This window comes from Kitasatospora sp. cg17-2, from assembly GCF_054031055.1.
In genome coordinates this window covers 2,639,622-2,665,463 of the sequence record NZ_CM132923.1, presented here as the reverse complement: position 1 = coordinate 2,665,463, position 25,842 = coordinate 2,639,622, and the positions used below count along the sequence as shown (strand labels likewise).

Genomic DNA, 25,842 nt, shown 5'->3' with positions numbered 1-25,842 from the left:
CACCCCCGAACCCCCCTTCCCGCACGTCCGTAAGGAGCCAGTGATGTCCGCCGACCAGACCGCCACGGGTGGCGACGTCCGCCTCTGGGGCGCCCGCTTCGCCGACGGCCCCTCCGAGGCCCTGGCCAGGCTCTCCGCCTCGGTGCACTTCGACTGGCGCCTCGCCCCCTACGACATCGCCGGCTCCAAGGCCCACGCCCGCGTCCTGCACAAGGCCGGCCTGCTCACCGCCGACGAACTCGCCGCCATGCACGACGGGCTCGACCGGCTGCTCGCCGACGTCGAGGCCGGCACCTTCACCGGCACCGTCGCCGACGAGGACGTCCACACCGCCCTGGAGCGCGGCCTGCTGGAGCGCCTCGGCCCCGACCTCGGCGGCAAGCTGCGGGCCGGACGCTCCCGCAACGACCAGATCGCCACCCTCTTCCGGATGTACCTGCGGGACCACGCGAAGACCATCGGCGGCCTGCTGCTCGACCTCCAGCACGCCCTGGTCGGCCTCGCCGAGGCCCACCCGGACACCGCGATGCCGGGCCGCACCCACCTCCAGCACGCCCAGCCCGTGCTCTTCGCCCACCACGTCCTCGCGCACGTGCAGGCCCTCGGCCGGGACGCCGAGCGGCTGCGCCAGTGGGACGCCCGCACCGCCGTCTCCCCCTACGGCTCCGGGGCGCTGGCCGGCTCCTCGCTCGGCCTCGACCCGGAGGCCGTCGCCGCCGACCTCGGCTTCGAGGGCGGATCGGTCGGCAACTCCATCGACGGCACCGCCTCGCGCGACTTCGTCGCCGAATTCGCCTTCGTCACCGCGATGATCGGGATCAACCTGTCCCGGATCGCGGAGGAGGTGATCATCTGGAACACCAAGGAGTTCGGCTTCATCACGCTGCACGACGCCTTCTCCACCGGCTCGTCGATCATGCCGCAGAAGAAGAACCCCGACATCGCCGAGCTCGCCCGCGGCAAGTCCGGCCGGCTCATCGGCAACCTCACCGGCCTGCTCGCCACCCTCAAGGCCCTCCCGCTCGCCTACAACCGCGACCTCCAGGAGGACAAGGAGCCGGTCTTCGACTCCTGCGACACCCTCGAAGTCCTGCTCCCCGCCTTCACCGGCATGATGGCCACCCTCACCGTCCACCGCGAGCGGCTGGAGGAGCTCGCCCCGGCCGGCTTCTCCCTCGCCACCGACATCGCCGAATGGCTCGTCAAGCAGGGCGTGCCGTTCCGGGTCGCGCACGAGGTCGCCGGAGCCTGCGTCAAGGAGTGCGAGGCGCACGGCATCGAGCTCGCCGACCTGACGGACGAGCAGTTCGCCGCCATCTCCGCGCACCTCACCCCCGAGGTCCGGACGGTCCTCAGCGTCCACGGCGCCATCGCCTCCCGCAACGGCCGGGGCGGCACCGCGCCCAGCGCCGTCGCCGTCCAGCTCGGCGAGATCAAGGCCGACCTCGCCGCCCAGCAGGAGTGGGTGACGGGCTGACCGGCCCCCACCACCCACCACGGGGAGGGGCGCGGCGGGTCCTCCGCCGCGCCCCTCCCCGTACGTATGCGACCGGCCGCCCGTAACCGCGACGGCCCCCACCCGGTCAAGCACGGTATGTGCACCGCCTTCCCGTCCGTCCCCTCCGCCGAGGACGAGGTCCTCGCCGAGCTGCGCCGCCGCCGCGTCCGCGAGGCCGTCGCCGCCCTGCCCGGGCGCTGCCCGCAACTGGTCGCCGCCCTCGCGGAGGACCCGCCGCCGACCTACCGCGAGCTCTCCCGCCTCCTCGGCATGCCGCGCGGCTCCATCGGCCCCACCCGGGCCCGCTGCCTGGCCTGCCTGCGCGTCCTGCTGCACGCCGAGCGCTACGCCTGAGCGGCGGCGGTGCTCCCCCCGGCCCGCGCCCCGCCGCCCCGCCCGGTCCCCGCGCGATCCTCGGCCGGTCCTCGCCCGGTCCTCGCCCGGCACCCGTCCCGCCGCGCCCCGCCCCGCCCCGCCGGGCGTGACCCTCGCCACGTCCGGCGGCCGTGAGGTTGAGACCAGCTGACACCCGGGTAAGGCGCTGGCGAACGCGGCTCTTGACGGTGACGCGCTCGCTCGGATACTGACCGTGAGCGCGCCGCCGCCGCACGGCCCCACCAGGGCCGTGCGGGCTGGTACGTTCGTGCGCCACCCCCGGTCTGGGCGGATCCCCGGCCGGGACACCCTCCGGCAGCCAACCGGTGCGACACCCTCACCTCTCACGCGCCGGGTACAACGATGGGGAGGCCCCCGCACATGGGCATGAGCGTGAACATTTCGACCGCCGGGACGGACGACGCGGAGCAGATCCTCAAGCTCCAGTACCTCGGCTACCAGAGCGAGGCCGAGCTCTACGGCGACTGGGCCATCGAGCCGCTGACCCAGTCCCTGGAGAGCCTGCGCGAAGAGCTGACCGAACGGCACGTGCTCGTCGCCCGCCTCGGCGACGAGATCGTCGGCACCGTCCGGGGCCACCTCGGCCCCGACGGCGTCGGCCGGATAGGGCGTCTGGTCGTCCACCCCCGGATGCAGCGCCACGGCCTGGGCGGCCGACTGCTGGAGGCCCTGGAGCGCCGCCTCGCCGCGGACGGCGCGGTCAGCTCCTACCGCCTCTTCACCGGCCACCGCAGCCTCGGCAACCTGCGCCTCTACGCCCGCCAGGGCTACCGCCAGACCACCGTCGAACAGATCAGCGGCCGGATCACCCTGGTGCACCTGGAGAAGTCCGCCGCCGCCCCGCTCGCCGCCACCGCCTGAAGCCCCGGCCCGCCCCACGCGGGCCCCGTCGAACCGGCGCCGCCATCATTCGGACTCCCGAAGGCGGCGCCGGTCGCCGTTCGCCCAGCTCACTGGCACGGGTGTCCGCATTGCGGACGCCGTTGCGAAATAATTGGGACCTCTCCGAACCATCTGATTTACTGGCTCACATGACTGCGACGACGAAATGGACCCCCACCGGCACCCCGCCGGCAGGTGAGAGCGCCATGTGCCGTCGAATGTGTCACCGCTGAGGGCCACCGCCCCCGGCACCCGCTGAGAGTGCCTCTCCTCGCGCCCCGAAGCGAGAACCCCGGCGTCGTTCCCGTCCGTGCGGACGCGCCCTTCCTGCCGCATCCCCCTCCTTCGGCCTGCCCGCACACCCGCGGGCGGTCCGCTGACTCGTAAGGGCCACGCCGTCGCGCGGCCCGGCCGCCCAGCGGCGACGATCAAGGGGTGGCAGGTCCGGATCCCCCCGGCGCGACGCCGTTCCCGTCGCCGCCCGCACGGCGGTGCGACCTCCGCACGCCGCCCGCCCCCGACCCACGGAAGCAGCTGTGATCACCACCACGGACCTCACCAAGGTCTACCGATCCCGCGGCCGCGAGGTGACCGCCCTCGCGGGCGTCGACCTCCACGTCCGCCCCGGCGAGGTCTACGGAGTCGTCGGCACCAGCGGCGCCGGAAAGTCCACCCTCATCCGCTGCGTCAACATGCTGGAGCGCCCCAGCTCCGGCACCGTCACCGTGGACGGCGTCGAACTCACCGCCCTCACCGGCGGCGAGAACCGCGCCGGCAAGGACCTCCGCGAAGCCCGCCGCCGCATCGGCATGGTCTTCCAGCACTTCAACCTGCTGTCCTCCCGCACCGTCCAGCAGAACGTCGAACTCCCGCTGGAGATCATCGGACTGGACCGCACCCAGCGCCGCCGCAAGGCCGCCGAACTGCTCGACCTCGTCGGCCTCACCGACAAGGCCCGCAACTACCCCGGCCAGCTCTCCGGGGGCCAGAAGCAGCGCGTCGGCATCGCCCGCGCCCTCGCCGGCGACCCCAAGGTGCTGCTCTCCGACGAGGCCACCTCCGCGCTCGACCCCGAGACCACGCGCTCCATCCTCAAGCTGCTGCGCGACCTCAACGAACAGCTCGGCCTCACCGTCCTGCTCATCACCCACGAGATGGACGTCATCAAGTCCGTCTGCGACTCCGCCGCCCTGATGCGCGGCGGCCGGGTGGTCGAATCCGGCGCGCTCACCGACCTGCTCGCCCGGCCCGGCTCCGAACTCGCCCGCGAACTCTTCCCGCTCAGCGAATTCGGCACCGGACACCCCGGCGCCACCGTGCTGGAGATCACCTTCCAGGGCGACGCCCCGGCCCAGCCCTTCGTCTCCCAGCTGGCCCGCACCTACCAGATCGACATCAACATCCTCGGCGCCGCCGTCGAGACCATCGCCGGCCGCATGGTCGGCCGGATGCGCGTCGAACTGCCCGGATCCCGGCACGACAACGTCGTGCCCATCGGCTTCCTGCGCGAGCAGGGCCTCCAGGTGGACGTGGTCGAAACGGCGAACGGAGCGGTGGCATGACCTGGGACCAGATGCAGGAACTGATGTGGCCCGCGACCTGGGAGACCCTCCAGATGGTCGGAGTGTCGACCGTCTGCACCGTCGTCCTCGGGCTCCCGCTCGGCGTGCTGCTCGTCCTCACCGCCAAGGGCGGCGCCCTCCAGAACCAGCCCGTCAACAAGGTGCTCGGCGCGGTCGTGAACCTCGCCCGCTCGCTGCCGTTCATCATCCTGATGATCGCGCTGTTCTCCTTCACCCGCTGGCTGGTCGGCAGCTCCCTCGGCTGGCAGGCCGCCACCGTCCCGCTGACCGTCGGCGCCATCCCCTTCTTCGCCCGACTCGTGGAGACCAACGTCCGCGAGGTCGACCGGGGCCTCGTCGAAGCCGTCCAGGCGATGGGCGGCAGCACCTGGACCCTGGTCCGCAAGACGCTCGTCCCCGAAGCCCTCCCCGGCCTCGTCGCCTCCGTCACCACCACCGTCATCGCGCTCATCGGCTACTCCGCGATGGCCGGCACCGTCGGCGGCGGCGGCCTCGGCGACCTCGCCTACCGCTACGGCTACCTGCGCTTCGAGACCGCCTTCATGTGGGTCATCGTCGCCGAGATCGCGATCATCGTCACCGTGATCCAGCTGGCCGGCGACTACGCCGTGCGACGGCTCGCCAACCGGGGCCGCGGCGGCGGCCGGACCAGGCTGTTGCGCCCCCGCGCCGACACCGACCTCGTCGCCTCCTAGGGCTCCCCGCCTCCCGGACCCCGGCACCCCCGGTGCCCCCGGGCCCGGCACCTTCCAGACTTCCCCGTCCGAAAACCGGACGCGGCTCCCCGCAATACGCAGAAAGGCACTTTTCGTGCGCAACGCCCTGAAGTTCACCAGCGTCCTCGCCACCGCCGGCATCGCCCTCTCCCTCGCCGCCTGCGGCAGCAACGGCGACTCGTCCTCCTCGGACGCGAACGCGCCGCTCACCGTCGTCGCCAGCCCCACCCCGCACGGCCAGATCCTCAAGTACGTCAAGGACAACCTCGCGGACAAGGCCGGCCTCAAGCTCAACGTCAAGGAGGTCACCGACTACGTGACCCCCAACACGGCGGTGCAGGACGGCTCGGCCGACGCCAACTACTTCCAGCACGTGCCGTACCTGGAGGACTTCAACAAGAAGCGCGGCACCGACATCGTCTCCGTCGAGGCCGTGCACCTGGAGCCGCTGGGCGTCTACTCCAAGAAGGTCAAGGCGATCGCCGAACTGCCGGACGGCGCCACCATCGGCCTGCCCAACGATGCCACCAACGAGGGCCGCGCGCTCAAGCTGCTCGCCGACAACAAGCTCATCACCCTCAAGGACGGGGCCGGCACCGGCGCCACCCCCGCCGACGTCACGGGCAACCCGAAGAACTTCAAGTGGAAGGAGCTGGAGGCCGCCCAGCTGCCCCGCTCCATCGCCGACCTCGACGCCGCCGTCATCAACGGCAACTACGCGCTCGACTCCGGCCTCAAGCCCGCCACCGACGCGATCGTGCTGGAGAAGGCCGAGGGCAACCCCTACGCCAACATCCTCGCCGTCAAGAAGGGCAAGGAGAACGACCCGCGGGTGAAGAAGCTCGCCGAGCTGCTGCACTCCCCCGAGGTCAAGAAGTACATCGACGACACCTTCCAGGGCTCCGTCATCCCGGCGTTCTGATCCCCGGAGCCGACCGCTCCCGACCCGTCCCGCCGGACCACCGACCGGGCCCCCGCCGCAACCAGGCGGGGGCCCGGTCGGGCAGTATGCACCAGTGACGGTCCGACAGACCCATTTCTGACGTACCGTCGTCCGGTCCGAGCACCGCGTGACCACCCGGCACCGGCGAGGCGTACGGTGTGTCCACGACCCGGCGAGGAGAGACGGCATGGCAGCGAGCTTCCCCGAGACCGCCATCAGCACCGAACGGCTGCTGCTGCGCCCGCTTGCGGAGGACGACGCCCCCGGCCTGGCCGCCATGATGGCCGACGAACTCGTCCTGGCCTGGACCGACCACCCGCACCCCTTCACCGAGGCCCACGCCCTCGACCTGGCCCGCACCCTCGCACCCGCCCACCGCGCCACCGGCCGGGGCATCGTCCTCGCCGTCACCGAACACCTCACCCAGCGCCTGGTCGGCCTGGTCGAACTCCGCCACACCGACTGGCGGCTGCGCACCACCGAGATCTCCTTCGTCACCGCGAGCTGGGCCCGCGGCGAGGGCTACGCCCCCGAGGCCGTCCTCGGCGTCGCCCAGTGGCTCTTCGAGGACCGGGGTTTCCTGCGCCTCGAACTGCGCACCGCCGCCGGGAACACCGCCGCCCAGCAGGTCGCCCAGAAGATCGGCGGCATCAGCGAGGGCGTCCTGCGCAGCGCCTGGATAGTGCGCGGTGAGTCCGGCGGGTCCGGCGGGTCCGGCTCCGGTGGGGTGGGGGAGCGCCGGGGCCACGGCCGCCCGGACCACGACCCCTCGGACCACGACCCCTCGGACCACGGCTCCTCGGGCCACGACCGCTGGGCTCCCGACCGTCCGGCCGTCGGCGAGAGCCGCAGCGACCTCATCCTGTGGGGCCTGCTCCCCGAGGACATGGAGACCCCCGAGCCCGCCGCCCCCGCCTGGGCCGGCGGCCACCGCTACGTGCTGCGCGACTGACCCGCGCGCCCGGACCCCGCGAGGACCCGCACAAGGGCCCGCACGAGGACCCGAACGAGAACGCGCACGACCGGCCCGCGCGACCGCCGGGCTGCCCTTCGGGGCCGGTCGGCGCGGACATGTGTACGAGATGTCCGCGCCGAGGGGATCACACCCGGTAGCCTTCCACCGGCGCCGCACACGGGCGCCGCCTGTCGGCGCACGGATGGCGAGGGAGAACAGCCGCAGATGGCTGACCGGATCACGGTCATCGGGTGGGACGGCACACCGCTCACCGAGGCCGCCGCCGCGGCCCTCGCCGCAGCCACCCTGGTGGCCGGCGCCCCCTACCAGCTCAAGGCCCTCCCGGTGCCGCCCGCCGCCGAACGCATCGCCCTCGGCAGCATCCAGCTCGCCGCCCGCCGGATCGCCGAACACCGCGGCGCCGCCGTCGTCATCGCCGAGGGCGACCCCGGCTTCTTCGGCGTCGTCCGCACCCTGCGCCGCCCCGAGTACGGCCTCGAACTCGAAGTCCTCCCCGCCGTCTCCTCCGTCGCCGCCGCCTTCGCCCGCGCCGGCATGCCCTGGGAGGACGCCCAGGTCGCCAGCGCGCACGGCGGCCGCTTGCGCCGCGCCGCCAACCTCTGCCGCGCCCACCCCAAGGTCGCCGTCCTCACCGCACCCGGCGCCGGCCCCGCCGAACTCGCCCTGATGCTCCGCGGCGTCCACCGCACCTTCGTCGTCTGCGAAGCCCTCGGCACCCCCGACGAGGACGTCACCGTCCTCACCTCCGACCGCGTCGCCGACCACATCTGGCGCGACCCCAGCGTCGTCCTCGTCATCGGCGGCAGCAGCGCCGGCGGCCCCGGCGGCGGACCCGCGAACGGCGCCGCCGGCGAGGCCGCCGGCTGGCTCGCCGGACGCCCCGTCGGCTACCCCGGACCGGACCGGGGCTGGGCCCTGCCCACCGACACCTACACCGGCACCGGCCGCACCCCCGGCGCACCCGGCGCCCCCGCGGACCCCGGCGCACCCGGCGCGTCCGACACACTCCCGGCGCACGTCCGCGCGCTCGTGCTCGCCCGCCTGGGTGCCCGCCCCGGCGACCTCGTCTGGACCGTCGGCGCCGGCAGCGGCGCACTCGCCGTCGACGCCGCCCGCTTCGGCGCGGCCGTCGTCGCCGTCGAGGCCGACCGCTCCGCCTGCGCCCGGCTCGCCGTCAACGCCCGCCGCTACGGCGTCGAGGTCGAGATCGTCCACGGCCGGGGCCCCGACGTCCTCGGCGAACTCCCCGAACCCGACGCCGCCGTCGTCGAGACCGGCGGCCCGGAAGCCGTGCGGGCCGTGCTCTCCCGCCGCCCCGAACGCATCGTCGCCGTCGCCCGCACCCTCGCCGAGGCCGAGGAGGTCCGCCGCGTCATCGCCGGCGCCGGCTACCGCGCCGACGGCGCGCTGCTCCAGTCCGCGCCGCTGCTCCCGCCGACCGGGGCCGCCGCCGACGGACCCGGTCTGCGACTCGGCATGGGCGACCCCGGCACCTTCCTGCTCTGGGGTGCGCAGAAACCGTGAAGGCCCGGTGGTACCGGGTGGTGATCCCGCTGGCGGCCGGTGCCGATCCACGCGCCCCGGGCCGCCCCCCGCGTCCGTCCGCCGGGTCCGTCGGCCGCGCCCTCCGGTCCGCCCGGGGCGGACCGACCCGGCGCACGGCCCGGCCGGACGGTGATCCAGGTCGCATCCGGACACCGATTCGGGAGGCGGCGTCCCCGGGCCGGTAGTGTGGCGTCCGGGACGGCTGCGGTGTCCGACAGCCCGCCCGATCCGGTCGGGTCCGGTGCCTTTCTGACATGGCGCCGACCGGCGAGGTTCGGAGTGTGGGCAATTCGACGGGCCGCCCGCCGGACCTGGAGAATGCCGTAGGGTCCGGTGCGGTCGTGCCGGTTGCCCCGGCTTGTCGTTGTCTCAGATGACGCGCCGCCCCAGCGGGTGGCGCGCGGGCCGGGGTGCCGCAGCGCGCCGGAAGTGTTCCGGCCGCAGCGCCTCGGCGCGGCGGCCGTGTGTGATTGAGGGGCGGGCCGGTGCAGGCCCGGCCCGTGCGGATGGGCGCTGCGGTCGGTGATCGTGTCGCCGAGGGCGCGGCAGCGGCCTGGAAGGAGCTTTGACATGACCGATGGCGGCCACGTCCCGAACGAGGGACTGCCGGAGCACCTGCTCGCCGGGCCCGACCGGCTCGGCGGCCCGGAGGGCGTCGCGGCTGTCGCACCCGTGCAGGGCGTCGCACTGGACGGCACCCTCCCCGGCGTGCCGGCCCACGGCGTGCCGACGCAGGCCGTGCCCGCGCAGGGAGTCCCCGTGCAGGGTGTCCCGGCACCGGGTACGCCCGCACCGGGCAGCCCGCTCGGCGCGCCCGGATTCGCCGTGCCCGCCCCCGGAGCGCCCGGCGCCGCCGGTGACGCCTGGGCCGCCTCCCCGCGCCCCACCTTCCACTTCGTCGACCAGCCGGACGGCCTCGACGACGAGGACGACGTCCTGCTGATGCCCGGTCCGCAGGGCTCCTGGGGCGAGCCGACGGCGCTTGCCGCCGACCCGGCCGCCGACCCGCAGACCCCGCCCGGCACCCCCGTCGAGCCGTCCTGGCCGCCGCTGGAGCCGCCCGTGCTCGGCGCCGCCGACCAGGCGGGCGCCCCCCACGGCTTCGCGCCGCAGGCCGCCCCCGGCAACCAGACGGTGCCGGCCCAGCAGCAGGGCCCCGAGCCGGTGACGGCCGTTCAGTCGCCGCGCCGGCCGCTGCACGCCGGGCCGCCGATCCCGGACCCGTCGCTGATGACCGGCCAGGTCCCGGTCCGCTCGCTGGCCGACCGGGGTCCGTCGACCGGCAGCACTCCCGCGCACGGCATCCCGGTGGTACCGGTCGCCGTCCAGCCCGAGGCCGTGGCCGTGCCCGTCGCCGTCCAGCCCGCGCCGCAGCCGGTCGAGGCCGTCGTCCAGCAGCCTCCCGTGGTGCAGCCCGTCGCCGTACCCGTCGAGGCCCCGGTCGTGGCCGAGGCGGTCGTCGAGGCGCCCGTCGAGGCCGTCGTCGAGATCGCCGCGGCACCCGGGACCACCGAGCCGGCCGCCGTCGAGCCGGCCGTCGAACCGGTCGCCGCCGCTGTCGGGGCCCCGGCCGGGGTTCCCACCGCCGAGGTCCCCGCCGCTGCCGCCGAGGCCGAGGCCGCCGCCGAGGCACAGGCCGGGGGCGGCCAGCCGCGCCGCATCTCCGCCTTCCTCGCCGCGCCGACCCCGCACGGCCTCCCGCAGGTCGAGCCGGTCGCCGAACCCGTGGCCGAGCCGCTGGTCGAGCAGTCCGCCCCGGCCGCCGTCGGGACGGAGGCCGAGCAGTCCGCCCCCATAGCGGCCGTCGCCGACCAGGCCGGGGCCGCCGCGCAGGCGGAGCCCGAGGCCGTCGAGCCCGCCGCGCCCGTCGCCGTCGAGCCGGTCCCGGCGGAGCAGCCCGCACCTGCGGTCGAGGCCACCGCGCCCGAGGCCACCGCGCCCGAGGGTGAGGTGCCCGCCGAGCCGGCCGCCGTCGAGGCCGCTGCCGAGGTGCCGACCGAGGCGCCGGCCGAGGCCCAGGCCCCGGAAGCGGCCGCCGAGACCGCCGCGGGCACCGGCGAGATGCCCTCCGGCCAGTCCGTCGCCGTCCCGGTGGACGTCCCGGCCGAGCCGGTGTCCGCCGCTCCCGCCGAGCCGGCCGAGGCCCCCGTCCAGGAGCAGCCCGCGGTCGAACAGCCCGCCGGGCCGACGGACACGCCGTCCACGGACGCGGTGCCCGTCGACGCGCCGCCGGCCGCCGTGCCCGTCGACGCGCCCGCCGAGCTGCCCGCGACCGGGGCCGCCGAGGCGGCCCCGGCCCCGCAGGCCGAGGACGGCACCCCGGCCGGGCCGACCGCCGCCACCGGGCCGACCGCTCCCGCCGAGTCGGCCGGGGCCCCCGCGTCCACCGACCTGGCCGAGGCCCCCGAGGCTCCGGTCGACCCCGCCGCAGCGGTCGAGCCCGCCGCCGAGGCACCCGTCCCCGCCGAGCAGCCCGCGGAGGTCGCGCAGCCCGTCGACGCCGAGCAGCCCGCCGGGCAGCCCGCCGAGGAGTCCGTCGAGGAGTCCGCCGAGCCCGAGGAGCCCGCCGAACCGCGCGGCCCCGCCGCCCCCGGCTACGACGAGGTCGGCCGCGAGGCCGTCCACCAGGTCATCCGCGAGCGCCGCGACATCCGCAACGGCTTCCGCCCCGACCCGATCCCGCACGAGGTGCTGATCCGCGTCCTGGAGGCCGCCCACACCGCCCCCAGCGTCGGCTACTCGCAGCCCTGGGACTTCGTGGTCATCCGCTCCGCCAAGACCCGCCGCAAGATGCACGAACTGGCCGAGCGCCAGCGCGAGGCGTTCGCCGACTCGCTCCCCAAGGGCCGCGCGAAGCAGTTCAAGGAAATCAAGATCGAGGCGATCCTCGAGACGCCCGTCAACATCGTCGTCACCGCCGACCGCACCCGGGGCGGCCGGCACACCCTGGGCCGGCACACCCAGCCGCAGATGGCCCCGTACTCGGCCGCCCTCGCGGTCGAGAACCTCTGGCTGGCCGCCCGCGCCGAGGGCCTCGGCGTCGGCTGGGTGAGCTTCTTCGACGAGGAGGAGCTGGTCCGCGAGCTCGGCCTGCCCGAGCACCTGGAGGTCGTCGCCTACCTGTGCGTCGGCTTCGTCGACGCCTTCCCGGACGAGCCCGAGCTCCAGCAGCAGGGCTGGGCCAAGAAGCGCCCGCTGTCCTGGGTCGTGCACGAGGAGCAGTACGGCAACCGCGCCCTGCCCGGCGAGGAGCCGCACAGCGTGCTCTCCGAGACCCTGCGCGGCATCCGCCCGCTGGACGCCAAGGCGCTCGGCGAGGCCTGGGACCGGCAGAAGCGGATGACCAAGCCGGCCGGCTCGCTCGGCATGCTGGAGATCATTTCCGCCCAGCTCAGCGGCCTGTCCCGGAAGTGCCCGCCGCCGATCCCGGAGCCCGCCTGCGTCGCGGTCTTCGCCGCCGACCACGGCGTGCACGCCCAGGGCGTCACCCCCTGGCCGCAGGAGGTCACCGCCCAGATGGTGGGCAACTTCCTGGCCGGGGGAGCGGTGGTCAACGCCTTCGCCAAGCAGATCGGCACCGAGGTCTGCGTCGTCGACGTCGGCGTGGCCGCCGAGCTGCCGGACGCGATCCAGCAGGGCCGCACCACCGGCCTGCTGCCGCGCAAGGTCAAGCCCGGCACCGACGACATGACCCAGGGCCCGGCGATGACCCGCGAGGAGGCCCTCAAGGCCCTCGAGGTCGGCATCGAGACCGCCCGCGACCTCGTCGCGGCCGGCAACAAGGCCCTGATCACCGGCGACATGGGCATCGCCAACACCACCGCCTCCGCCGCCCTGATCTCGATCTTCACCGGGCTCGACCCGGCCGAGGTCACCGGCCGGGGCACCGGCATCGACGACGCGACCCACACCCGCAAGATCGAGGTCGTCCGCGCCGCGCTGGCCCTGCACCAGCCCGACCCGGCCGACCCGATCGGCGTGCTCGCCGCGGTCGGCGGCCTGGAGCACGCCGCCCTCGCCGGCTTCCTGCTCGGCGCGGCCAGCCTGCGCACCCCGGTGATCCTGGACGGCGTGATCGCCGGTTCGGCCGCACTCGTCGCCAAGGCCATCGCGCCCGAGGTGCTCGCCGCCTGCATCGCCGGCCACCGCTCGGCCGAGCCCGGCCACCAGGCCGCCCTGGCCAAGCTGGGACTGCGTCCGCTGATCGACCTCGACCTGCGCCTCGGCGAGGGCACCGGTGCCCTGCTGGCCCTGCCGCTGGTGCAGAGTGCGGCCCGCGCGATGCACGATGTAGCCACCTTCGACTCCGCCGGGGTCACCGAGAAGGCCTGACGCCCGTCCGCACCGCTCCGTCCACCGGCCCGAGGGCGCGCCGGTGCGCGGAGCGGCGCCGTACCCAGCACACCCTCACCCGATCCAGGAGCACCGCCGATGACCGCGCCCACCCCGCCCTCCTTGCCCGCCGACGGGCAGGAGGGGTCCAACCCCAGCGCCGAGGGCCGCGCTCGCACCCCGTACCCGGTCGGCCTGCTGCTGGCCGGCCGCCGTGTCGTGGTGGTCGGCGGCGGCCACGTCGCCCAGCGGCGGCTGCCCGCGCTGCTCGCCACCGGCGCCGACGTCCACCTCATATCGCCGGTCACCACCCCGGCCGTGCAGGCGATGGCCGACGCCGGCGAGCTGACCTGGCACGAGCGCCGCTACCGGGAGGGCGACCTCGCCGACACCTGGTACGCGCTGGTCGCCACCGACGACCCGGCGGTGAACGCCGCCGTCAGCGCCGAGGCGGAGCGTGAGCGGGTGTTCTGCGCCCGCAGCGACGACGCCGCCGCCGCCACCGCGTGGACGCCCGCCAGCGGGCGCGACGCCGGGGCGACCGTGGCCGTCCTCACCGGGGACCCGCGCCACTCGGCCGCGCTGCGGGACTCGATCGTCGAGGGGCTGCGGGACGGCTCGCTCGCCGCCCGCCAGTACCGCGCCCGGGGAGCGGGGGTGGCACTGGTCGGCGGCGGCCCGGGCGACCCGGACCTCATCACGGTGCGCGGCCGCCGGCTGCTCGCCGACGCGGACGTGGTGGTGGCCGACCGGCTGGCGCCGCGCGAGCTGCTCGCCGAGCTGCCGGAGCACGTCGAGGTCATCGACGCGTCGAAGATCCCGTACGGGCGCTTCATGGCGCAGGAGGCGATCAACCGGACGCTGGTCGAGCACGCCAGGGCCGGCAAGTTCGTGGTGCGGCTCAAGGGCGGCGACCCGTACGTGTTCGGGCGCGGCGGCGAGGAACTGCTGGCGTGCGTGGAGGCCGGGCTGCCGGTCACGGTGGTGCCGGGCATCTCCAGCTCGATCAGCGTGCCGGCGGCGGTCGGGGTGCCGGTCACCCACCGGGGGATGACCCACGAGTTCACCGTGGTCTCGGGCCACGTGGGGCCGGACGACGAGCGTTCGCTGACCAACTGGGAGGCGCTCGCCGGGATGACCGGCACGCTGGTGCTGCTGATGGCCGTCGACAAGATCGGTGCCATCGCGGCCCGGCTGATCCGGGACGGGCGGGCCGCGGACACCCCGGTCGCCGTCGTCCAGGAGGGCACCACCGCCGCCCAGCGCCGGGTCGACGCGACTCTGGCGACGGTCGCCGCCACTGTCGAGGCCGAGCGGATCAAGCCCCCGGCCGTCATCGTCGTCGGTGACGTCGTCAACGTCCTCGCCACCCCGGAGTCCTGAGGGCCGCGGCGTCAGGGGTGGGCCAGGGCCGAGGCCCTGGCCCACCCCGGGGCGAAGCCCTGGCCCACCCCTGGTCGAGGTGCCCCGGTGGTTCCTCCTGGGGGCGCCGCTCTGCCCCCGTCACTTTGCAAACTCCCCCTCGGCACTTTGCAAACAGGAGCTGTTTGCAAAGTGCCGAGGGCATCGCTGCAGCTCAGGGCCATGATGGGTGGCCGTTTCCCGCACTTTGCAAAGTCGCACTTTGCAAAGTGCGGGGGCCGGGGAGCGGACCACCCCCTCACTCCAACGGCTGCTCCGTCCAGATCACCTTCCCGGTGGCGGTGTACCGCGTCCCCCACCGGTCCGCGAACTGCGCGACCAGGAAGAGCCCGCGCCCGCCCTCGTCGGTGGTGGCCGCGTACCGCAGGTGCGGCGACGTGCTGCTCCCGTCCGACACCTCGCAGATCAGCGACCGGTCGAGGAGCAGCCGCACCCGGATCGGCCCGGTGCCGTACCGGATCGCGTTGGTCACCAGCTCGCTCAGGATCAGCTCGGTGACGAACGCCGCCTCGTCCAGCCCCCACTGCTCCAGCCGCTCCGCCACCGCCGCCCGCACCCCGGACACCGCCGCCGGGTCCGCCGGCACCTCCCACTGCGCCACCCGGTCCGCCGGCAGCACCCTGGTCCGCGCCACCAGCAGCGCGATGTCGTCCTGCGGCCGCACCGGCAGCAGCGCCCCCAGCACGTCCGCGCAGGTCTGCTCCGGAGTGCGCGGCGGCCCGGTCAGCGCCGCCCGCAGCAGCTCCAGCCCCACGTCGATGTCCCGCTGACGGTCCTCGACCAGCCCGTCCGTGTACAGCACCAGCCGGCTGCCCTCCTCGACCTCCAGCTCCACCGTCTCGAACGGCAGCACCGCGAGCCCCAGCGGCGGCCCGGTCGGCAGCTCGGGGAACACCACCGTCCCGTCCGGCCGCACCAGCGCGGGCGGCGGATGCCCGGCGCTGGCCAGCGTGCACCGCCGCGACACCGGGTCGTAGATCAGGTACAGACAGGTCGCACCCGTCACGGCCGCCGCCCCGCCGGTCGCCGACTCCTCCTGGTCTATCCGGTTCACCAGCTCGTCCAGGTGCCCCAGCAGCTCGTCCGGCGGCAGGTCCAGCGTCGAGAAGTTGTGGATCGCCGTCCGCAGCCGCCCCATCGTCGCGGCCGCGTGCAGCCCGTGCCCGACCACGTCCCCGACCACCATCGCCACCCGCGCGCCCGGCAGCGGGATCACGTCGAACCAGTCGCCGCCCACCCCCGCCTGCGCCGGCAGGTACCGGTGCGCCACCTCCAGCGCGTTCTGCGCCGGCAGGCTGCGCGGCAGCAGACTGTGCTGCAGGGTCACCGCCATCGCGTGCTCCCGGGTGTACCGGCGCGCGTTGTCGATGCAGACGGCGGCGTGCGAGACCAGCTCCTCGGCCAGGGCGAGGTCCTCCTCCTCGAACGGCTCCTCCCGCTCCGACCGCCAGAACCGCGCCACCCCGAGCAGCACCCCGCGCGCCTTCAACGGCACCCGCACCAGCGAGTGCACCCCGTGCGCGAGCACCCGCTCCGCGCCCTCGGGATCCTGCTCCCGCCACGCCCGCGCCTCCGCCAGCCGGGGCTCCACCCCGGGCAGCCCGCTGCTCAGCGTGCCCGCGAGCGGCGTCGACGGCACGACCTCCACCACCGTGCCCACCGGGTAGAACGGCGGGTCGTCCCGCGCCGCGGACAGCGCGGCCCGCCGCATCCGCAGCGGTGCCACCCCGGCCGGCGGCTCCTCGCCCTCCAGCACCTGCTCGGCGAGATCGACGGTGACGATGTCCGCGAACCGGCCCACCGTCACCTGGGCCAGCTCCTCCGCCGTCCGGGTCACGTCCAGCGTGCTGCCCACCGTGACCCCGGCGTCGTACAGCAGCCGCAGCCGCCGCTGCGCCACCTCGGCCCGCCCGGTCAGCGCCAGCAGCTCGGTGGAGTCCCGCAGCGTCGCCACCGAACCGGGCGGCCCGCCGTTCCGGTCCGTGGGCCGCACGTTCACCGCGAGCAGCCGCTCGCCGGCCATCACCACCTCGTCGGTGACCGCCCGCCCGGCCGCCAGCAGCTCCAGCGGCGCCGGCTCCAGGCCCAGCTCGGTGAGCGGACGGCCCTCGGCGTCGGGCGGCAGGTCGAGCAGCCGACGTGCCTCGTCGTTGCAGAGCAGCAGCCGTCCGTCACCGCCGAGGATCAGCACGCCCTCGCGCACCGCGTGCAGCACCGCCGCGTGGTGCTCGTACATGCGGGTCATCTCGGTCGGCCCGAGGCCGTGGGTCTGCCGCTTCAGCCGCCGGCTGATCAGCGCCGCACCACCGGTCGCCAGCCCGAGCGCGGCCGCCGCCGCGCCCAGCACCACCGGCAGCTGGCGCTCGCTGGCGCTGCTCACATTGGCGATCGTGATGCCCGCCGACACCATCCCGACGATCTGCCCGTCAGGCGCCCGCACCGGCACGATCGCCTGCACCAGCGGCCCGATGGTGCCGTTGACCTCCTCGGTCACCACCTGCCCGGACAGCGCGGGCTGGTAGTTGCCGACGAACTTGTGGCCGATCCGGTCCGGGTTCGGGTGGGTGTAGCGGATGCCGTCGGTGCTGAGGACGACGATGAAGTCCACGCCCGCGTTGATCCGCGCCGCCTGGGCCGAGGGCTGGAGGACGGCACTCGGATCGGGGGAGCGCAGCGCCGCGACGATGCCGGGCGAGTTGGCGTAGGTCTGGGCGACCGCGACGGACCGGGTGGTGGCCTCCTGCCGGGCGTCGTTGCGGGACTGCACCACCAGGGCGACCACGGCGGCCACCACCAGCAACAGCACCACCACGACCTGCAACGCGAAGACCTGACCGGCCACCGAGCGCACCCGGCCCGACTTGGGCCGGGCCGCGTGGGCGTGCTGGTGCCGACCGTGTGGGCGTCCACCGGGAGAGCCGGCGGCGGTACCGGTGGATCGCGAGCCGGAAGCGGAACCGGTCGCACCAGGGTCCGACGGAGCCCAGGATCGGCCCGAAAAACGGGCCATACGTCATATTTGCACTCCGCGAGCCGACGGGCCAAGGCCACCGGTGACGAGCGTTGGGCCGGTTGGCCTTCCCCGGCCCGACTTGGCAAGATCTCAGGGTGTCCGAACCCAGCACCATCACCGACCCCGCCGACCCCCGTCTCGCCGACTACACCGGCCTGACCGACGTCGAACTCCGCCGCCGCCGCGAACCCGCCGAGGGCCTGTTCATCGCGGAGGGCGAGAAGGTGGTCCGCCGCGCCCTCGCGGCCGGCTACCGGATGCGGTCGATGCTGCTGACCCCCAAGTGGCTGGACGTGATGGCGGACGTCATCGCCGAGGCCGACGCCCCGGTGCACGTGGTCGAACCCGACCTGGCCGAGGCCGTCACCGGCTACCACGTCCACCGCGGCGCGCTGGCCTCGATGGAGCGGCAGCCGCTGCCGGACGCCGCCGACCTGCTGGCGGGGGCCCGCCGGGTGGCCGTGCTGGAGGGCCTGGTCGACCACACCAACCTCGGCGCGATCTTCCGCAGCGCGGCCGCCCTCGGCATGGACGCCGTGCTGCTCTCGCCCGACTGCGCCGACCCGCTGTACCGGCGCGCGGTCAAGGTCTCGATGGGCGCCGTCTTCGCCGTCCCGTACGCGCGGCTGGAGCCCTGGCCGGCCGCCCTGGGGACGGTGCGCGCCGCCGGCTTCGAGCTGCTCGCGCTCACCCCGGCCGAGACCGCCGTGGACCTGGCCTCGGTGGTCCCCGAGGGCGGTGCCAGGACGGCGCTGATGCTCGGCGCCGAGGGCGACGGCCTCACCCGGCAGGCCCTGGCCGCCGCCGACCACGCCGTCCGCATCCCGATGGCCCACGGCATCGACTCGCTCAACGTCGGCGCCGCCGCGGCCGTGGCCTTCTACGCCGTCACCGCCACCCGCTGACCCCCGCCCGTCGACCTCCCGGCGCGGTTCGCGCGGGAAGTCGGTCGGCTCGACCTCCCGCGCGACGGAGGGAAGCGGGCCCCCGGACGCTGTGTGACGGGGAGGACCCGTCCGACGGGAGCGCGCCCGCGCGGAACGTCGGATCCGCCGACTTCCCACTCCTGGGCTCTCCCGGACGCTCCCGGGGACGTCCGGACGTCCGGGCGCTCCCGGACCCGGACCCGCCCCGACGTCAGCCCGTCGGGGCTGTGGGCGGTGCCGGGGCGGCGGCCGGGGGCGGGGTGACCGCCGGGGTCGTGGTGGCCGAACCGGGCCAGGACTCGTCCAGCGTGCCGTCCGCCCGCAGCGCGTAGCGGGTCGAGGTGACCGCCCCGGTCTGGGCGACCCGCTCCTCGCGGACCAGCGCGCCGTTGTCCAGCCGCCAGGCCGCGACCGCCTGCGGATCCGCCGCCGAGGAGCGCGAGGTCAGGGCCACCGGGGTGTCCCCGGTGAACGCGAAGAGCTGCACCAGGTCGACCGGCACCGACCCCTCCGAGCGCCGCAGGACGACCAGCGCCGCCGGCCCGCCCTTGTAGCGCGCCGGGAGTACGGCGCTGAGCACGACCTGCGGTCCCGGGCCCGCCGAGCGGCCGTCCCGCAGGGTGACGGCGGGACCGCCCGCCGGGTCGGCGTAGGAGCGGTTCGGCCAGTCGACCGCCGGCCCGGCGCCCTGGGCGGGTGCCAGCGCGGCGTCCCCGGCCGCCGGGGCGCCGTGGGCCGCGGCCGCCAGCGGGCTGGTCGACGGCGCGATGCCGTCCGCCGAGAGTCCGGCCCCGGCCGGGGGCGTCCCGCCGTTCGTCTGGTCCCCGGCGCCCGCCGCCCCGACGGCGGCCCCGGGGGCACCTGTCGGGCCCTGCGCGACGGAGGAGCTGACGGACGGCCGCAGCCCCTGGTTGTCGCGGTTCTCGCACCCCTGCGCCGCCGCGATGGCCAGCGCCACTCCGACCGTCACCGTCACGAACACCACGAGCCGCTGCCGCAGCAGCCGCTGCCGCGCGGTGCCCGGACGTCCGCCGGGCACCGGGGTGTGCTGCCGGTCGCGGGGCCGGCCGGGCCGCTGGACCCGCTCGCGTCCGGGCGGCGGCGTGGTCTGCCGCTCGCGCATCGGCCGGGTGGCCTGGACGGTCTCGGGCCGGGGGAGCGGGGCGGTGACCGCCTGGCTGCTGTCGTGCCCGGGCCCGGGGGCCCGCCGGGCCGCGCCGCCGGGCGCCCCGCCGGTCCGGCCGAGTCCGGCGGCCCGGGCCCGGGCCGCCGCCTGGTCGGGGGCCCGACCGGGGCCCGGGACGCCGTGCGGCGCTGCGGCGGGCGCGCCCGCCGGTGCCGTCCGGGCCGGGCGCGCGGGGGCGCCGGGCCGGTCCGTGCCGCCGGGCCCGGGCCGTCCCTCGGCGGGCGGACCCGCCGCTCCGGGCGCGGCCCCGGCCCGACCGGCCGCGTCGTCCCGTCCGGCCGCCTCGCCGCGCGCCCCGCGGCCCCGGCCGAACGGTCCGCCGGACCCGCTGCCCGCGCCCCGCGCGGCGAGCTCGCTCAGCCGCTCGTGCAGCGCGGCCGCGCCGGGCCGTTCGGCGGGCTCCTTGGCCAGGCAGGCCCGGATCAGCGGCGCCAGCTGCGGCGGTACCGCCGTGAGGTCGGGCTCCTCGTGCACGACGCGGTAGAGCATGACCTCCGAGGAGGCGCCGGACCCGAACGGGGTGTCCCCGGTGAGCGCGTAGGCGAGCGTCGCGCCGAAGGCGAAGACGTCGGTCGCGGGCGTGACGGCGACGCCCCGGACCTGCTCGGGGGCGAGGAAGCCGGGGGAGCCGACGGCGGTGCCGACGTGGGTAAGCGTGCTGGCCCCGCGCGACCAGGCGATCCCGAAGTCGATGATCCGCGGCCCGCGCGGCGACAGCAGGATGTTGGAGGGCTTGAGGTCCCGGTGGACGACGCCGGCCTCGTGCACCTTGACCAGCCCGTCGGCCAGCGCGGCCCCGATCCGGGCGACCTCGGGCCAGCCCAGCGCCCCTTCGTCGCCGACCCGCTTGTACAGCGAGGGCCCGGGGACGTACGCGGTGGCCAGCCAGGGCCGGTCGGCCTCGATGTCGGAGCCCATGACGCGGGCGGTGCAGCCGCCCCGGATCCTGGAGGCGGCGGCGATCTCGCGGGCGAAACGGGTGCGGAACTCGACGTCCTCGGCCAGTTCGGCCCGGATCAGTTTGAGCGCGACCCGCTGCCCCCGGCGGTCGGAGCCGAGGTAGACCACGCCCATGCCGCCGGCCCCGAGCCGCCGGTGCAGCCGGTACGGCCCGACGATGCGGGGGTCCTCACGCCTCAGCCGCATCATCGTCATTCCCGTTTCCCCGTCAGACTGTCGGTGAGGCCCCGTCGAGTGGGGCGTCGTCAGTTCCTGTCCGGCACAGCTTACGGACTGCCCGCTGCGGTGTGCTGATACGCAACACCTGAAGCCACCGTCCGATTGTCGGATCTTGGACCGACCGTCGGCGGGGCGGTGTCGAATCGTTTCTCGGGGTCCCCTCTCAGGGTTCCCCCGGGGGAGCCGCGGCGGGCGTCTCCGCCTGCGGTAGTAGGCCCCAGGTCCGGTCGTCATCCTCCGGGAGGCCCGGAGAACAGTACGACGGCATGACGTCCGCCAACCCCCTCGCGCCATACCGTTGTTCTCAGCGGTGGACGGGGAGCTCGTCCCCCGAGGTAAGCCGTCCACCGCGTCCACGTGCACCACCGTTCCGCCTTCCACCACCGGCCGAGCTCACGAATCAGGAGTCAGGGCATGGCAGCGCAGCACACGGGATCCACCTCCCGCCGCCGTCGGCCGGCCTTCACTCAGCCGCAGGCCGCGGAGCCCACCAGGCACCCGGCGGTGGCGGTGGCCATGGCACTGCCCTGCGCGGTGCTGCTGGCCGTCCTGTTCGGAGGCTGGGAGCAGATGGCGAACCAGGCGCAGGCGGTGGCCGATCTGATCGGCCACTGAGGCGCACCACAAGCTGGCACTGATCCCCTGGGGACGGGGAGCCGGTGCCGCCGGGGAGGCCGCGGCCGCGACAACTCGCGGACGGGCGAGTGCGGCGCGCAGAGCGCCCCGGCAGGCGGAGATGCCGCGTACGGACGTCGGTGAGGGCGACCGTACGCGGCTCTTCCGTTGTGAGACCCACAGTGCGGAGCCCCCGCGGACCGCGAGGACACCGGGGCGGAACGCCGAAAACGGCCGGGGCCGCGACTCGTTCGAGTCGCGGCCCCGGCCGTCACTGTGCGCGATACTGGGATTGAACCAGTGACCCCTACCGTGTCAAGGTAGTGCTCTCCCGCTGAGCTAATCGCGCCTGGTAAGGCGGTTCTGCAGCAGGCCCCGGAGGGCCTGACGTGCGCGATACTGGGATTGAACCAGTGACCCCTACCGTGTCAAGGTAGTGCTCTCCCGCTGAGCTAATCGCGCGGGTGCGGTGCTTCCGCAGCAGATCCCGAAGGATCCGACGTGCGCGATACTGGGATTGAACCAGTGACCCCCACCGTGTCAAGGTGGTGCTCTCCCGCTGAGCTAATCGCGCGGGGCTGATGCCTCGGTGGAACCGGGCGTGGTGCGCGATACTGGGATTGAACCAGTGACCCCTACCGTGTCAAGGTAGTGCTCTCCCGCTGAGCTAATCGCGCGGGGAGGACACCCGGTGGAACCGGGGATCCTCTTGGAGGTGGAGACGGGATTTGAACCCGTGTACACGGCTTTGCAGGCCGTTGCCTCGCCTCTCGGCCACTCCACCAGGCAACACTCGAAGGACGACCCTACACTGTCCTTCGTCGAGCGGACGACGAGATTCGAACTCGCGACCCTCACCTTGGCAAGGTGATGCTCTACCAACTGAGCCACGTCCGCCTGTCTCCCGGGGATCTTCACCGGTTTTCCCGGCTGCGCTCCCTGGCGACGTGTTGAACTCTAGCGGATTCCCGGGCCAGCTAAAAATCCGTTCCCGCAGCGTGCCCCCGGGGTCCCCGCCCGACGCCCCTCGGCCGCCCCGGCTCCGACCGCCCCGGACGGACCCACCGGGGGCGACGGAACACCCTGAGTGACACCCGCAGGTCACCCGGCGTACGCCCGCGCGACGCCCGACTCTGCTCACTCCTCCCGACCTACACTTCAGGCACCGCAACCTCGCAAAGCCCTGTGCAGGAGAACCGTGTCCGGCCACCCCGCCCCCCAGCAGCCCCTCGCCCGCTTCGGCGGCCGCGTCGCCACCGGACTGCGCGACCTCACCTCGGACCCGGCCGCGCTGGACTCCACCGGCTGGTGGGCCGTGGTCCACGACTTCGAGGGCCGGCTCACCTGCGCCCGCTTCGACGACGTCCGCCCGGCCCCGGCCGCGCCCTCCGGCGCCGGCTGGCTCGGCCCGGCCGCCGGCAGCTGGCGCAGCTCGCTCGACCGCGCCGCCTACACAGGGGGCGTCCGCCGGATCCGCGAGCACATCGCCGCCGGCGAGGTCTACCAGGCCAACCTCTGCCGGGTGCTCTCCGCCCCGCTGCCCGACCCGGACCGCTCCGACATCGACGCCCTCACCGGCCTGCTCGCCCACGGCAACCCGGCCCCCTACGCCGGAACGATCCGGCTGCCCGACCACGGCGTGGAGATCGCCACCGCCTCGCCGGAGCTCTATCTGCGCCGCACCGGCCGCACCGTCGCCTCCGGACCGATCAAGGGCACCGGCCGCACCGAGCACGACCTGCTCGACAAGGACCACGCCGAGAACGTGATGATCGTCGACCTGGTCCGCAACGACCTCGGCCGGATCTGCGCCACCGGCAGCGTCACCGTGCCCGACCTGTGCGCGGTCGAGAAGCACCCCGGACTGGTCCACCTGGTCTCCACCGTCGAGGGCACCCTGCGCGAGGACGCCGGCTGGCCCGGGCTGTTCTCGGCCACCTTCCCGCCCGGGTCCGTCACCGGAGCCCCCAAGTCCAGCGCCCTGCGGATCATCGACGCCCTGGAGACCGCGCCGCGCGGCCCCTACTGCGGCGCCGTCGGCTGGGTCGACGCCGACCGGGGCGAGGCCGAACTCGCGGTCGGCATCCGCACGTTCTGGATCGACCGGACCGACCCGGCGGCCCCCGAACTCCGCTTCGGCACCGGCGCCGGCATCACCTGGGACTCCGACCCCGAACGTGAATGGGCGGAAACCGAACTGAAGGCGGCCCGCCTGGTCGCGATAGCGTCGGGTGCCGAGACGTACTCCGACACCGACTGAACCCGACACGGACCGGACCGGCCGCCACCCGGACCCGGCCGGACCGTGCCCGTCCCGCGAGGAGCCCCCCGCGATGCAGCACCCGACCACCAGCTGGGTCAACGGCACCCTCGTCGACTCCGCGGACCCGGCCCTGTCCGTCCTCGACCACGGACTCACCACCGGCGACGGCGTGTTCGAGACCATGAAGACCGTCGACGGCCGGCCCTTCGCGATCACCCGCCACCTCGACCGGCTCACCCGCTCCGCCCGCGGCCTCGGACTGCCCGACCCCGACCACGACCTGGTCCGCAAGGCCTGCGCCACCGTCCTCGCCGCCAACCCGATGCCGCTCGGCCGGCTTCGCCTCACCTACACCGGCGGCACCGCGCCGCTCGGCTCCGAACGCGGCGACGGCGCCCCCTCCCTGGTGGTCTCCCTCGGCACCGCCGCCCGCCGCCCCGACACCACCGCCGTCGCGGTCGTCCCCTGGCGCCGCAACGAGCACAGCGCCGTCGCCGGACTCAAGACCACCTCCTACGCCGAGAACGTCGTCGCCCTCGCCGCCGCCCACCGCGTCGGCGGCTCCGAGGCACTGCTCGCCAACACCGCGGGACGGCTCTGCGAAGGCACCGGCTCCAACGTCTTCGTCGTCCTCGACGGCCGGCTGCTCACCCCGCCGCTCGCCTCCGGCTGCCTGGCCGGCATCACCCGGCAGCTCGTCGTCGACTGGTGCGGGGCCGAGGAGGCCGACCTGCCGCTGGACGCCCTCCAGCAGGCCGAGGAGGTCTTCCTCACCTCCTCCCTGCGCGACGTCCAGGCCGTCACCCGGATCGACGACCGGGAACTCCCCGGCCCCGGCCCGGTCACGCTCGCGGCCATGACGGCCTTCGCCCGGCGCAGCGGCGACGACCTCGACCCCTGAGACCCCCGGCTCCCCGGCGCCCCACGGCACGCCCGAGGGGCCCGGCCCGGTAGAACAGCCGGACGGCGGGGAAGGGAGCGGGACATGACCATCACGCTGCGCCCCGAGAGCCAGGAGACCCCCACCGCCGCGGGCGGCCGGACCAGACGCTGGCAGATCTGCGTCAACGGCCGCCCGGTCGGCGGGCTGCGCACCACGGCCGTCCCCCGGGGCGACCGACTCTGGGGCGAGATAGCCGAGTTGGAGGTGCGCAGCGGGCGCGGCCGGGGCCGGGGGACGATCGCCGCGCTGGCCGCCGAGGAGGTGCTGCGGGGCTGGGGCTGTGTCCGGGTGGACGCGGACATCCCGGAGACCGCGCGGATCGCCCGCTCGCTCGCGGTGACCCTCGGCTACACCGAGCGGATGCGGAACATGATCAAGCGGCTGGACGGGCCGCCCGCGCTGCCGGGGGGCGTCGTCGCCCGTCCGATCGACGACGAGGCGTTCCCGGCCTGGCTGGTCGAGGCCAAGGCGGGTTACGTGCGCGATCTGCTGGCCTCCGGGCTGGGCGAGGAGCAGGCCCGCGCCAAGGCCGAGGCCGACCACCTGAAGCTGCTGCCGCAGGGGGCCGGCACCCCGGGCGTGGCGCTGCGCCGGCTGCACGGGGCGGGGGAGGAGCCGCTGGGTTCGCTCTGGCTGGCGCTGCGGGTCCGTGAGCTGTCGGACGGCGCGCCGCTCGGCTGGGTGATGGTGGTGGAGGTGGCCGACGCCCACCGGGGGCGCGGGCACGGGCGGACGCTGATGCGGCTCGCGGAGCGCGAGTGCCTGGCGGCCGGGGTCCGCGACCTCGGGCTGAACGTCTTCAGCGGCAACGAGGTCGCGGTCCGGCTGTACGACTCGCTCGGCTACCGGGTGACCAACCGGGTCTACGGCAAGCAGCTGCTGTGAGCCGCCGGGCCGGCCGGTCCGGGTCAGGCGGTGCGGGCGGCCCCGGCGGCCTCGACGGCGGCGACGAGGCGCTCCAGCAGGCCGTCCTGGCTCTGCCCGCCGTCGAACCGCTGCCCGGCGATCACATAGGTCGGCGTGCCCTTCACACCGATCGCCCGGCCCTCGGCCTGGTCGGCGTCGACGGTGAGCATGTGCCGGCCGTCGACCAGCGCGGTGTCCACCTCCTCGGGGTCGACCCCGACCTCGCGGGCGACCTCGAGCAGCACCTCGGTGCCGCGGGCGGAGAGGTCCTCGACCCGGGCCAGCAGCGCCTCGACGAAGGGCCAGCCGAGGCCCTGGGCGAACGCCTCCTCGGCGGCCTCGGCGGCGGCGTAGGCGTGCTTGTGCTTCTCCAGCGGGAAGTGCCGCAGCTCGATCGGCAGCGCGTCGCCGTAGCGGGCGCGCAGTTCGCGGACGTCGTCCAGGGCGGTGCGGCAGTCCGGGCACTGGAGTTCGCACCAGAACTCGAGACGGGGGAGGGAACCTTCGATCATGCCTCC

General features: G+C 75.1%; 18 protein-coding genes and 6 tRNA genes. 15 read left to right on the top strand and 9 right to left on the bottom strand.

The window, feature by feature from the left end; genetic code table 11:
* Positions 1-43: 43 nt before the first annotated feature.
* From argH to cobA, 10 genes are all read left to right on the top strand, one after another.
* Positions 44-1,477 carry an argininosuccinate lyase gene (gene argH, locus ACW14Y_RS10595; protein WP_380308353.1) on the top strand — a complete coding sequence of 478 codons (1,434 nt, stop codon included), beginning with the start codon at positions 44-46 and terminating at the stop codon, positions 1,475-1,477.
* A gap of 117 nt (positions 1,478-1,594) precedes the next feature.
* On the top strand, positions 1,595-1,852 hold the full coding sequence (locus tag ACW14Y_RS10590; RefSeq protein WP_380308351.1) for a hypothetical protein: 258 nt from the start codon (positions 1,595-1,597) through the stop codon (positions 1,850-1,852).
* A gap of 402 nt (positions 1,853-2,254) precedes the next feature.
* On the top strand, positions 2,255-2,755 hold the full coding sequence (locus tag ACW14Y_RS10585) for a GNAT family N-acetyltransferase (protein WP_266275216.1): 501 nt from the start codon (positions 2,255-2,257) through the stop codon (positions 2,753-2,755).
* A gap of 557 nt (positions 2,756-3,312) precedes the next feature.
* Entirely contained in the window at positions 3,313-4,338 is a 1,026-nt protein-coding gene (locus ACW14Y_RS10580) for a methionine ABC transporter ATP-binding protein (protein ID WP_380308348.1), read from the top strand.
* Positions 4,335-5,054, top strand: coding sequence for a methionine ABC transporter permease (locus ACW14Y_RS10575; protein WP_380308346.1), 720 nt, complete (start codon positions 4,335-4,337; stop codon positions 5,052-5,054). The genes ACW14Y_RS10580 and ACW14Y_RS10575 overlap by 4 nt, the downstream gene beginning before the upstream one ends.
* Positions 5,055-5,169: 115 nt before the next feature.
* Positions 5,170-5,997 carry a MetQ/NlpA family ABC transporter substrate-binding protein gene (locus ACW14Y_RS10570; RefSeq protein ID WP_380308344.1) on the top strand — a complete coding sequence of 276 codons (828 nt, stop codon included), beginning with the start codon at positions 5,170-5,172 and terminating at the stop codon, positions 5,995-5,997.
* 208 nt (positions 5,998-6,205) lie between these two features.
* Positions 6,206-6,970 (top strand): GNAT family N-acetyltransferase, encoded by a 765-nt coding sequence (locus ACW14Y_RS10565; RefSeq protein WP_456986606.1) that lies wholly within the window; start codon positions 6,206-6,208, stop codon positions 6,968-6,970.
* A gap of 228 nt (positions 6,971-7,198) precedes the next feature.
* Positions 7,199-8,518: a precorrin-6y C5,15-methyltransferase (decarboxylating) subunit CbiE gene (gene cbiE / locus ACW14Y_RS10560; protein ID WP_380308340.1), complete on the top strand. Its 1,320-nt coding sequence runs from the start codon at positions 7,199-7,201 to the stop codon at positions 8,516-8,518.
* Positions 8,519-9,109: 591 nt separating this feature from the next.
* Positions 9,110-12,871, top strand: coding sequence for a nicotinate-nucleotide--dimethylbenzimidazole phosphoribosyltransferase (cobT, locus tag ACW14Y_RS10555; RefSeq protein ID WP_456986605.1), 3,762 nt, complete (start codon positions 9,110-9,112; stop codon positions 12,869-12,871).
* Positions 12,872-12,970: 99 nt separating this feature from the next.
* Positions 12,971-14,254 (top strand): uroporphyrinogen-III C-methyltransferase, encoded by a 1,284-nt coding sequence (gene cobA / locus ACW14Y_RS10550; RefSeq protein WP_380308336.1) that lies wholly within the window; start codon positions 12,971-12,973, stop codon positions 14,252-14,254.
* Between the two features lie 277 nt (positions 14,255-14,531).
* Here cobA and ACW14Y_RS10545 read toward each other — a convergent pair whose 3' ends face one another.
* Complete coding sequence (locus tag ACW14Y_RS10545; protein ID WP_380312889.1) at positions 14,532-17,303, bottom strand: SpoIIE family protein phosphatase; 2,772 nt, start codon at positions 17,301-17,303, stop codon at positions 14,532-14,534.
* Positions 17,304-17,401: 98 nt separating this feature from the next.
* Between ACW14Y_RS10545 and ACW14Y_RS10540 the strand changes: the two genes are divergently transcribed.
* Complete coding sequence (locus tag ACW14Y_RS10540; RefSeq protein ID WP_043471868.1) at positions 17,402-18,211, top strand: TrmH family RNA methyltransferase; 810 nt, start codon at positions 17,402-17,404, stop codon at positions 18,209-18,211.
* A gap of 232 nt (positions 18,212-18,443) precedes the next feature.
* On the opposite strand, the gene ACW14Y_RS10535 is transcribed toward ACW14Y_RS10540, so the two are convergent.
* Entirely contained in the window at positions 18,444-20,573 is a 2,130-nt protein-coding gene (locus ACW14Y_RS10535) for a serine/threonine-protein kinase (RefSeq protein ID WP_456986604.1), read from the bottom strand.
* Between the two features lie 438 nt (positions 20,574-21,011).
* On the opposite strand from ACW14Y_RS10535, the gene ACW14Y_RS10530 reads away from it, so the two are divergent.
* A complete protein-coding gene (locus ACW14Y_RS10530; RefSeq protein ID WP_266310372.1) occupies positions 21,012-21,212 on the top strand; it encodes a hypothetical protein in 201 nt (66 codons plus the stop codon).
* A 277-nt stretch (positions 21,213-21,489) separates the two neighbouring features.
* Here the strand turns inward: ACW14Y_RS10530 and ACW14Y_RS10525 are convergent.
* The 6 genes from ACW14Y_RS10525 to ACW14Y_RS10500 all read right to left on the bottom strand — a co-directional run bounded on the left by ACW14Y_RS10525 (position 21,490) and on the right by ACW14Y_RS10500 (position 22,109).
* Positions 21,490-21,561: transfer RNA gene (locus tag ACW14Y_RS10525), tRNA-Val, on the bottom strand.
* Positions 21,562-21,602: 41 nt separating this feature from the next.
* Positions 21,603-21,674 (bottom strand) — tRNA-Val (locus tag ACW14Y_RS10520).
* Positions 21,675-21,714: 40 nt separating this feature from the next.
* Positions 21,715-21,786: transfer RNA gene (locus tag ACW14Y_RS10515), tRNA-Val, on the bottom strand.
* Positions 21,787-21,814: 28 nt separating this feature from the next.
* Positions 21,815-21,889, bottom strand: a tRNA-Val gene (locus tag ACW14Y_RS10510).
* 33 nt (positions 21,890-21,922) lie between these two features.
* Positions 21,923-21,996, bottom strand: a tRNA-Cys gene (locus tag ACW14Y_RS10505).
* Between the two features lie 40 nt (positions 21,997-22,036).
* A tRNA-Gly gene (locus ACW14Y_RS10500) sits at positions 22,037-22,109 on the bottom strand.
* Positions 22,110-22,410: 301 nt separating this feature from the next.
* On the opposite strand from ACW14Y_RS10500, the gene ACW14Y_RS10495 reads away from it, so the two are divergent.
* From ACW14Y_RS10495 to ACW14Y_RS10485, 3 genes are all read left to right on the top strand, one after another.
* A complete protein-coding gene (locus ACW14Y_RS10495; RefSeq protein WP_380383691.1) occupies positions 22,411-23,472 on the top strand; it encodes a chorismate-binding protein in 1,062 nt (353 codons plus the stop codon).
* A 73-nt stretch (positions 23,473-23,545) separates the two neighbouring features.
* The gene (locus ACW14Y_RS10490) at positions 23,546-24,376 is read left to right on the top strand and encodes an aminotransferase class IV (RefSeq protein ID WP_380310941.1); all 831 of its coding nucleotides are present in this window, start codon (positions 23,546-23,548) and stop codon (positions 24,374-24,376) included.
* Between the two features lie 84 nt (positions 24,377-24,460).
* Positions 24,461-25,303 (top strand): GNAT family N-acetyltransferase, encoded by an 843-nt coding sequence (locus tag ACW14Y_RS10485; RefSeq protein WP_380383694.1) that lies wholly within the window; start codon positions 24,461-24,463, stop codon positions 25,301-25,303.
* Positions 25,304-25,326: 23 nt separating this feature from the next.
* On the opposite strand, the gene ACW14Y_RS10480 is transcribed toward ACW14Y_RS10485, so the two are convergent.
* On the bottom strand, positions 25,327-25,836 hold the full coding sequence (locus ACW14Y_RS10480; RefSeq protein WP_380310945.1) for a DsbA family protein: 510 nt from the start codon (positions 25,834-25,836) through the stop codon (positions 25,327-25,329).
* Positions 25,837-25,842 lie beyond the last annotated feature (6 nt).

Bases quoted from the DNA above. Each gene is read 5' to 3' on its own strand.
- cobT (WP_456986605.1), top strand. From the start codon at position 9,110: ATGACCGATGGCGGCCACGTCCCGAACGAGGGACTGCCGGAGCACCTG.
- ACW14Y_RS10535 (WP_456986604.1), bottom strand. From the start codon at position 20,573: ATGACGATGATGCGGCTGAGGCGTGAGGACCCCCGCATCGTCGGGCCG.
- ACW14Y_RS10590 (WP_380308351.1), top strand. From the start codon at position 1,595: ATGTGCACCGCCTTCCCGTCCGTCCCCTCCGCCGAGGACGAGGTCCTC.
- ACW14Y_RS10485 (WP_380383694.1), top strand. From the start codon at position 24,461: ATGACCATCACGCTGCGCCCCGAGAGCCAGGAGACCCCCACCGCCGCG.
- ACW14Y_RS10480 (WP_380310945.1), bottom strand. From the start codon at position 25,836: ATGATCGAAGGTTCCCTCCCCCGTCTCGAGTTCTGGTGCGAACTCCAG.
- cbiE (WP_380308340.1), top strand. From the start codon at position 7,199: ATGGCTGACCGGATCACGGTCATCGGGTGGGACGGCACACCGCTCACC.
- ACW14Y_RS10585 (WP_266275216.1), top strand. From the start codon at position 2,255: ATGGGCATGAGCGTGAACATTTCGACCGCCGGGACGGACGACGCGGAG.
- ACW14Y_RS10545 (WP_380312889.1), bottom strand. From the start codon at position 17,303: ATGGCCCGTTTTTCGGGCCGATCCTGGGCTCCGTCGGACCCTGGTGCG.
- ACW14Y_RS10575 (WP_380308346.1), top strand. From the start codon at position 4,335: ATGACCTGGGACCAGATGCAGGAACTGATGTGGCCCGCGACCTGGGAG.
- cobA (WP_380308336.1), top strand. From the start codon at position 12,971: ATGACCGCGCCCACCCCGCCCTCCTTGCCCGCCGACGGGCAGGAGGGG.
- ACW14Y_RS10565 (WP_456986606.1), top strand. From the start codon at position 6,206: ATGGCAGCGAGCTTCCCCGAGACCGCCATCAGCACCGAACGGCTGCTG.
- ACW14Y_RS10490 (WP_380310941.1), top strand. From the start codon at position 23,546: ATGCAGCACCCGACCACCAGCTGGGTCAACGGCACCCTCGTCGACTCC.
- ACW14Y_RS10530 (WP_266310372.1), top strand. From the start codon at position 21,012: ATGGCAGCGCAGCACACGGGATCCACCTCCCGCCGCCGTCGGCCGGCC.
- argH (WP_380308353.1), top strand. From the start codon at position 44: ATGTCCGCCGACCAGACCGCCACGGGTGGCGACGTCCGCCTCTGGGGC.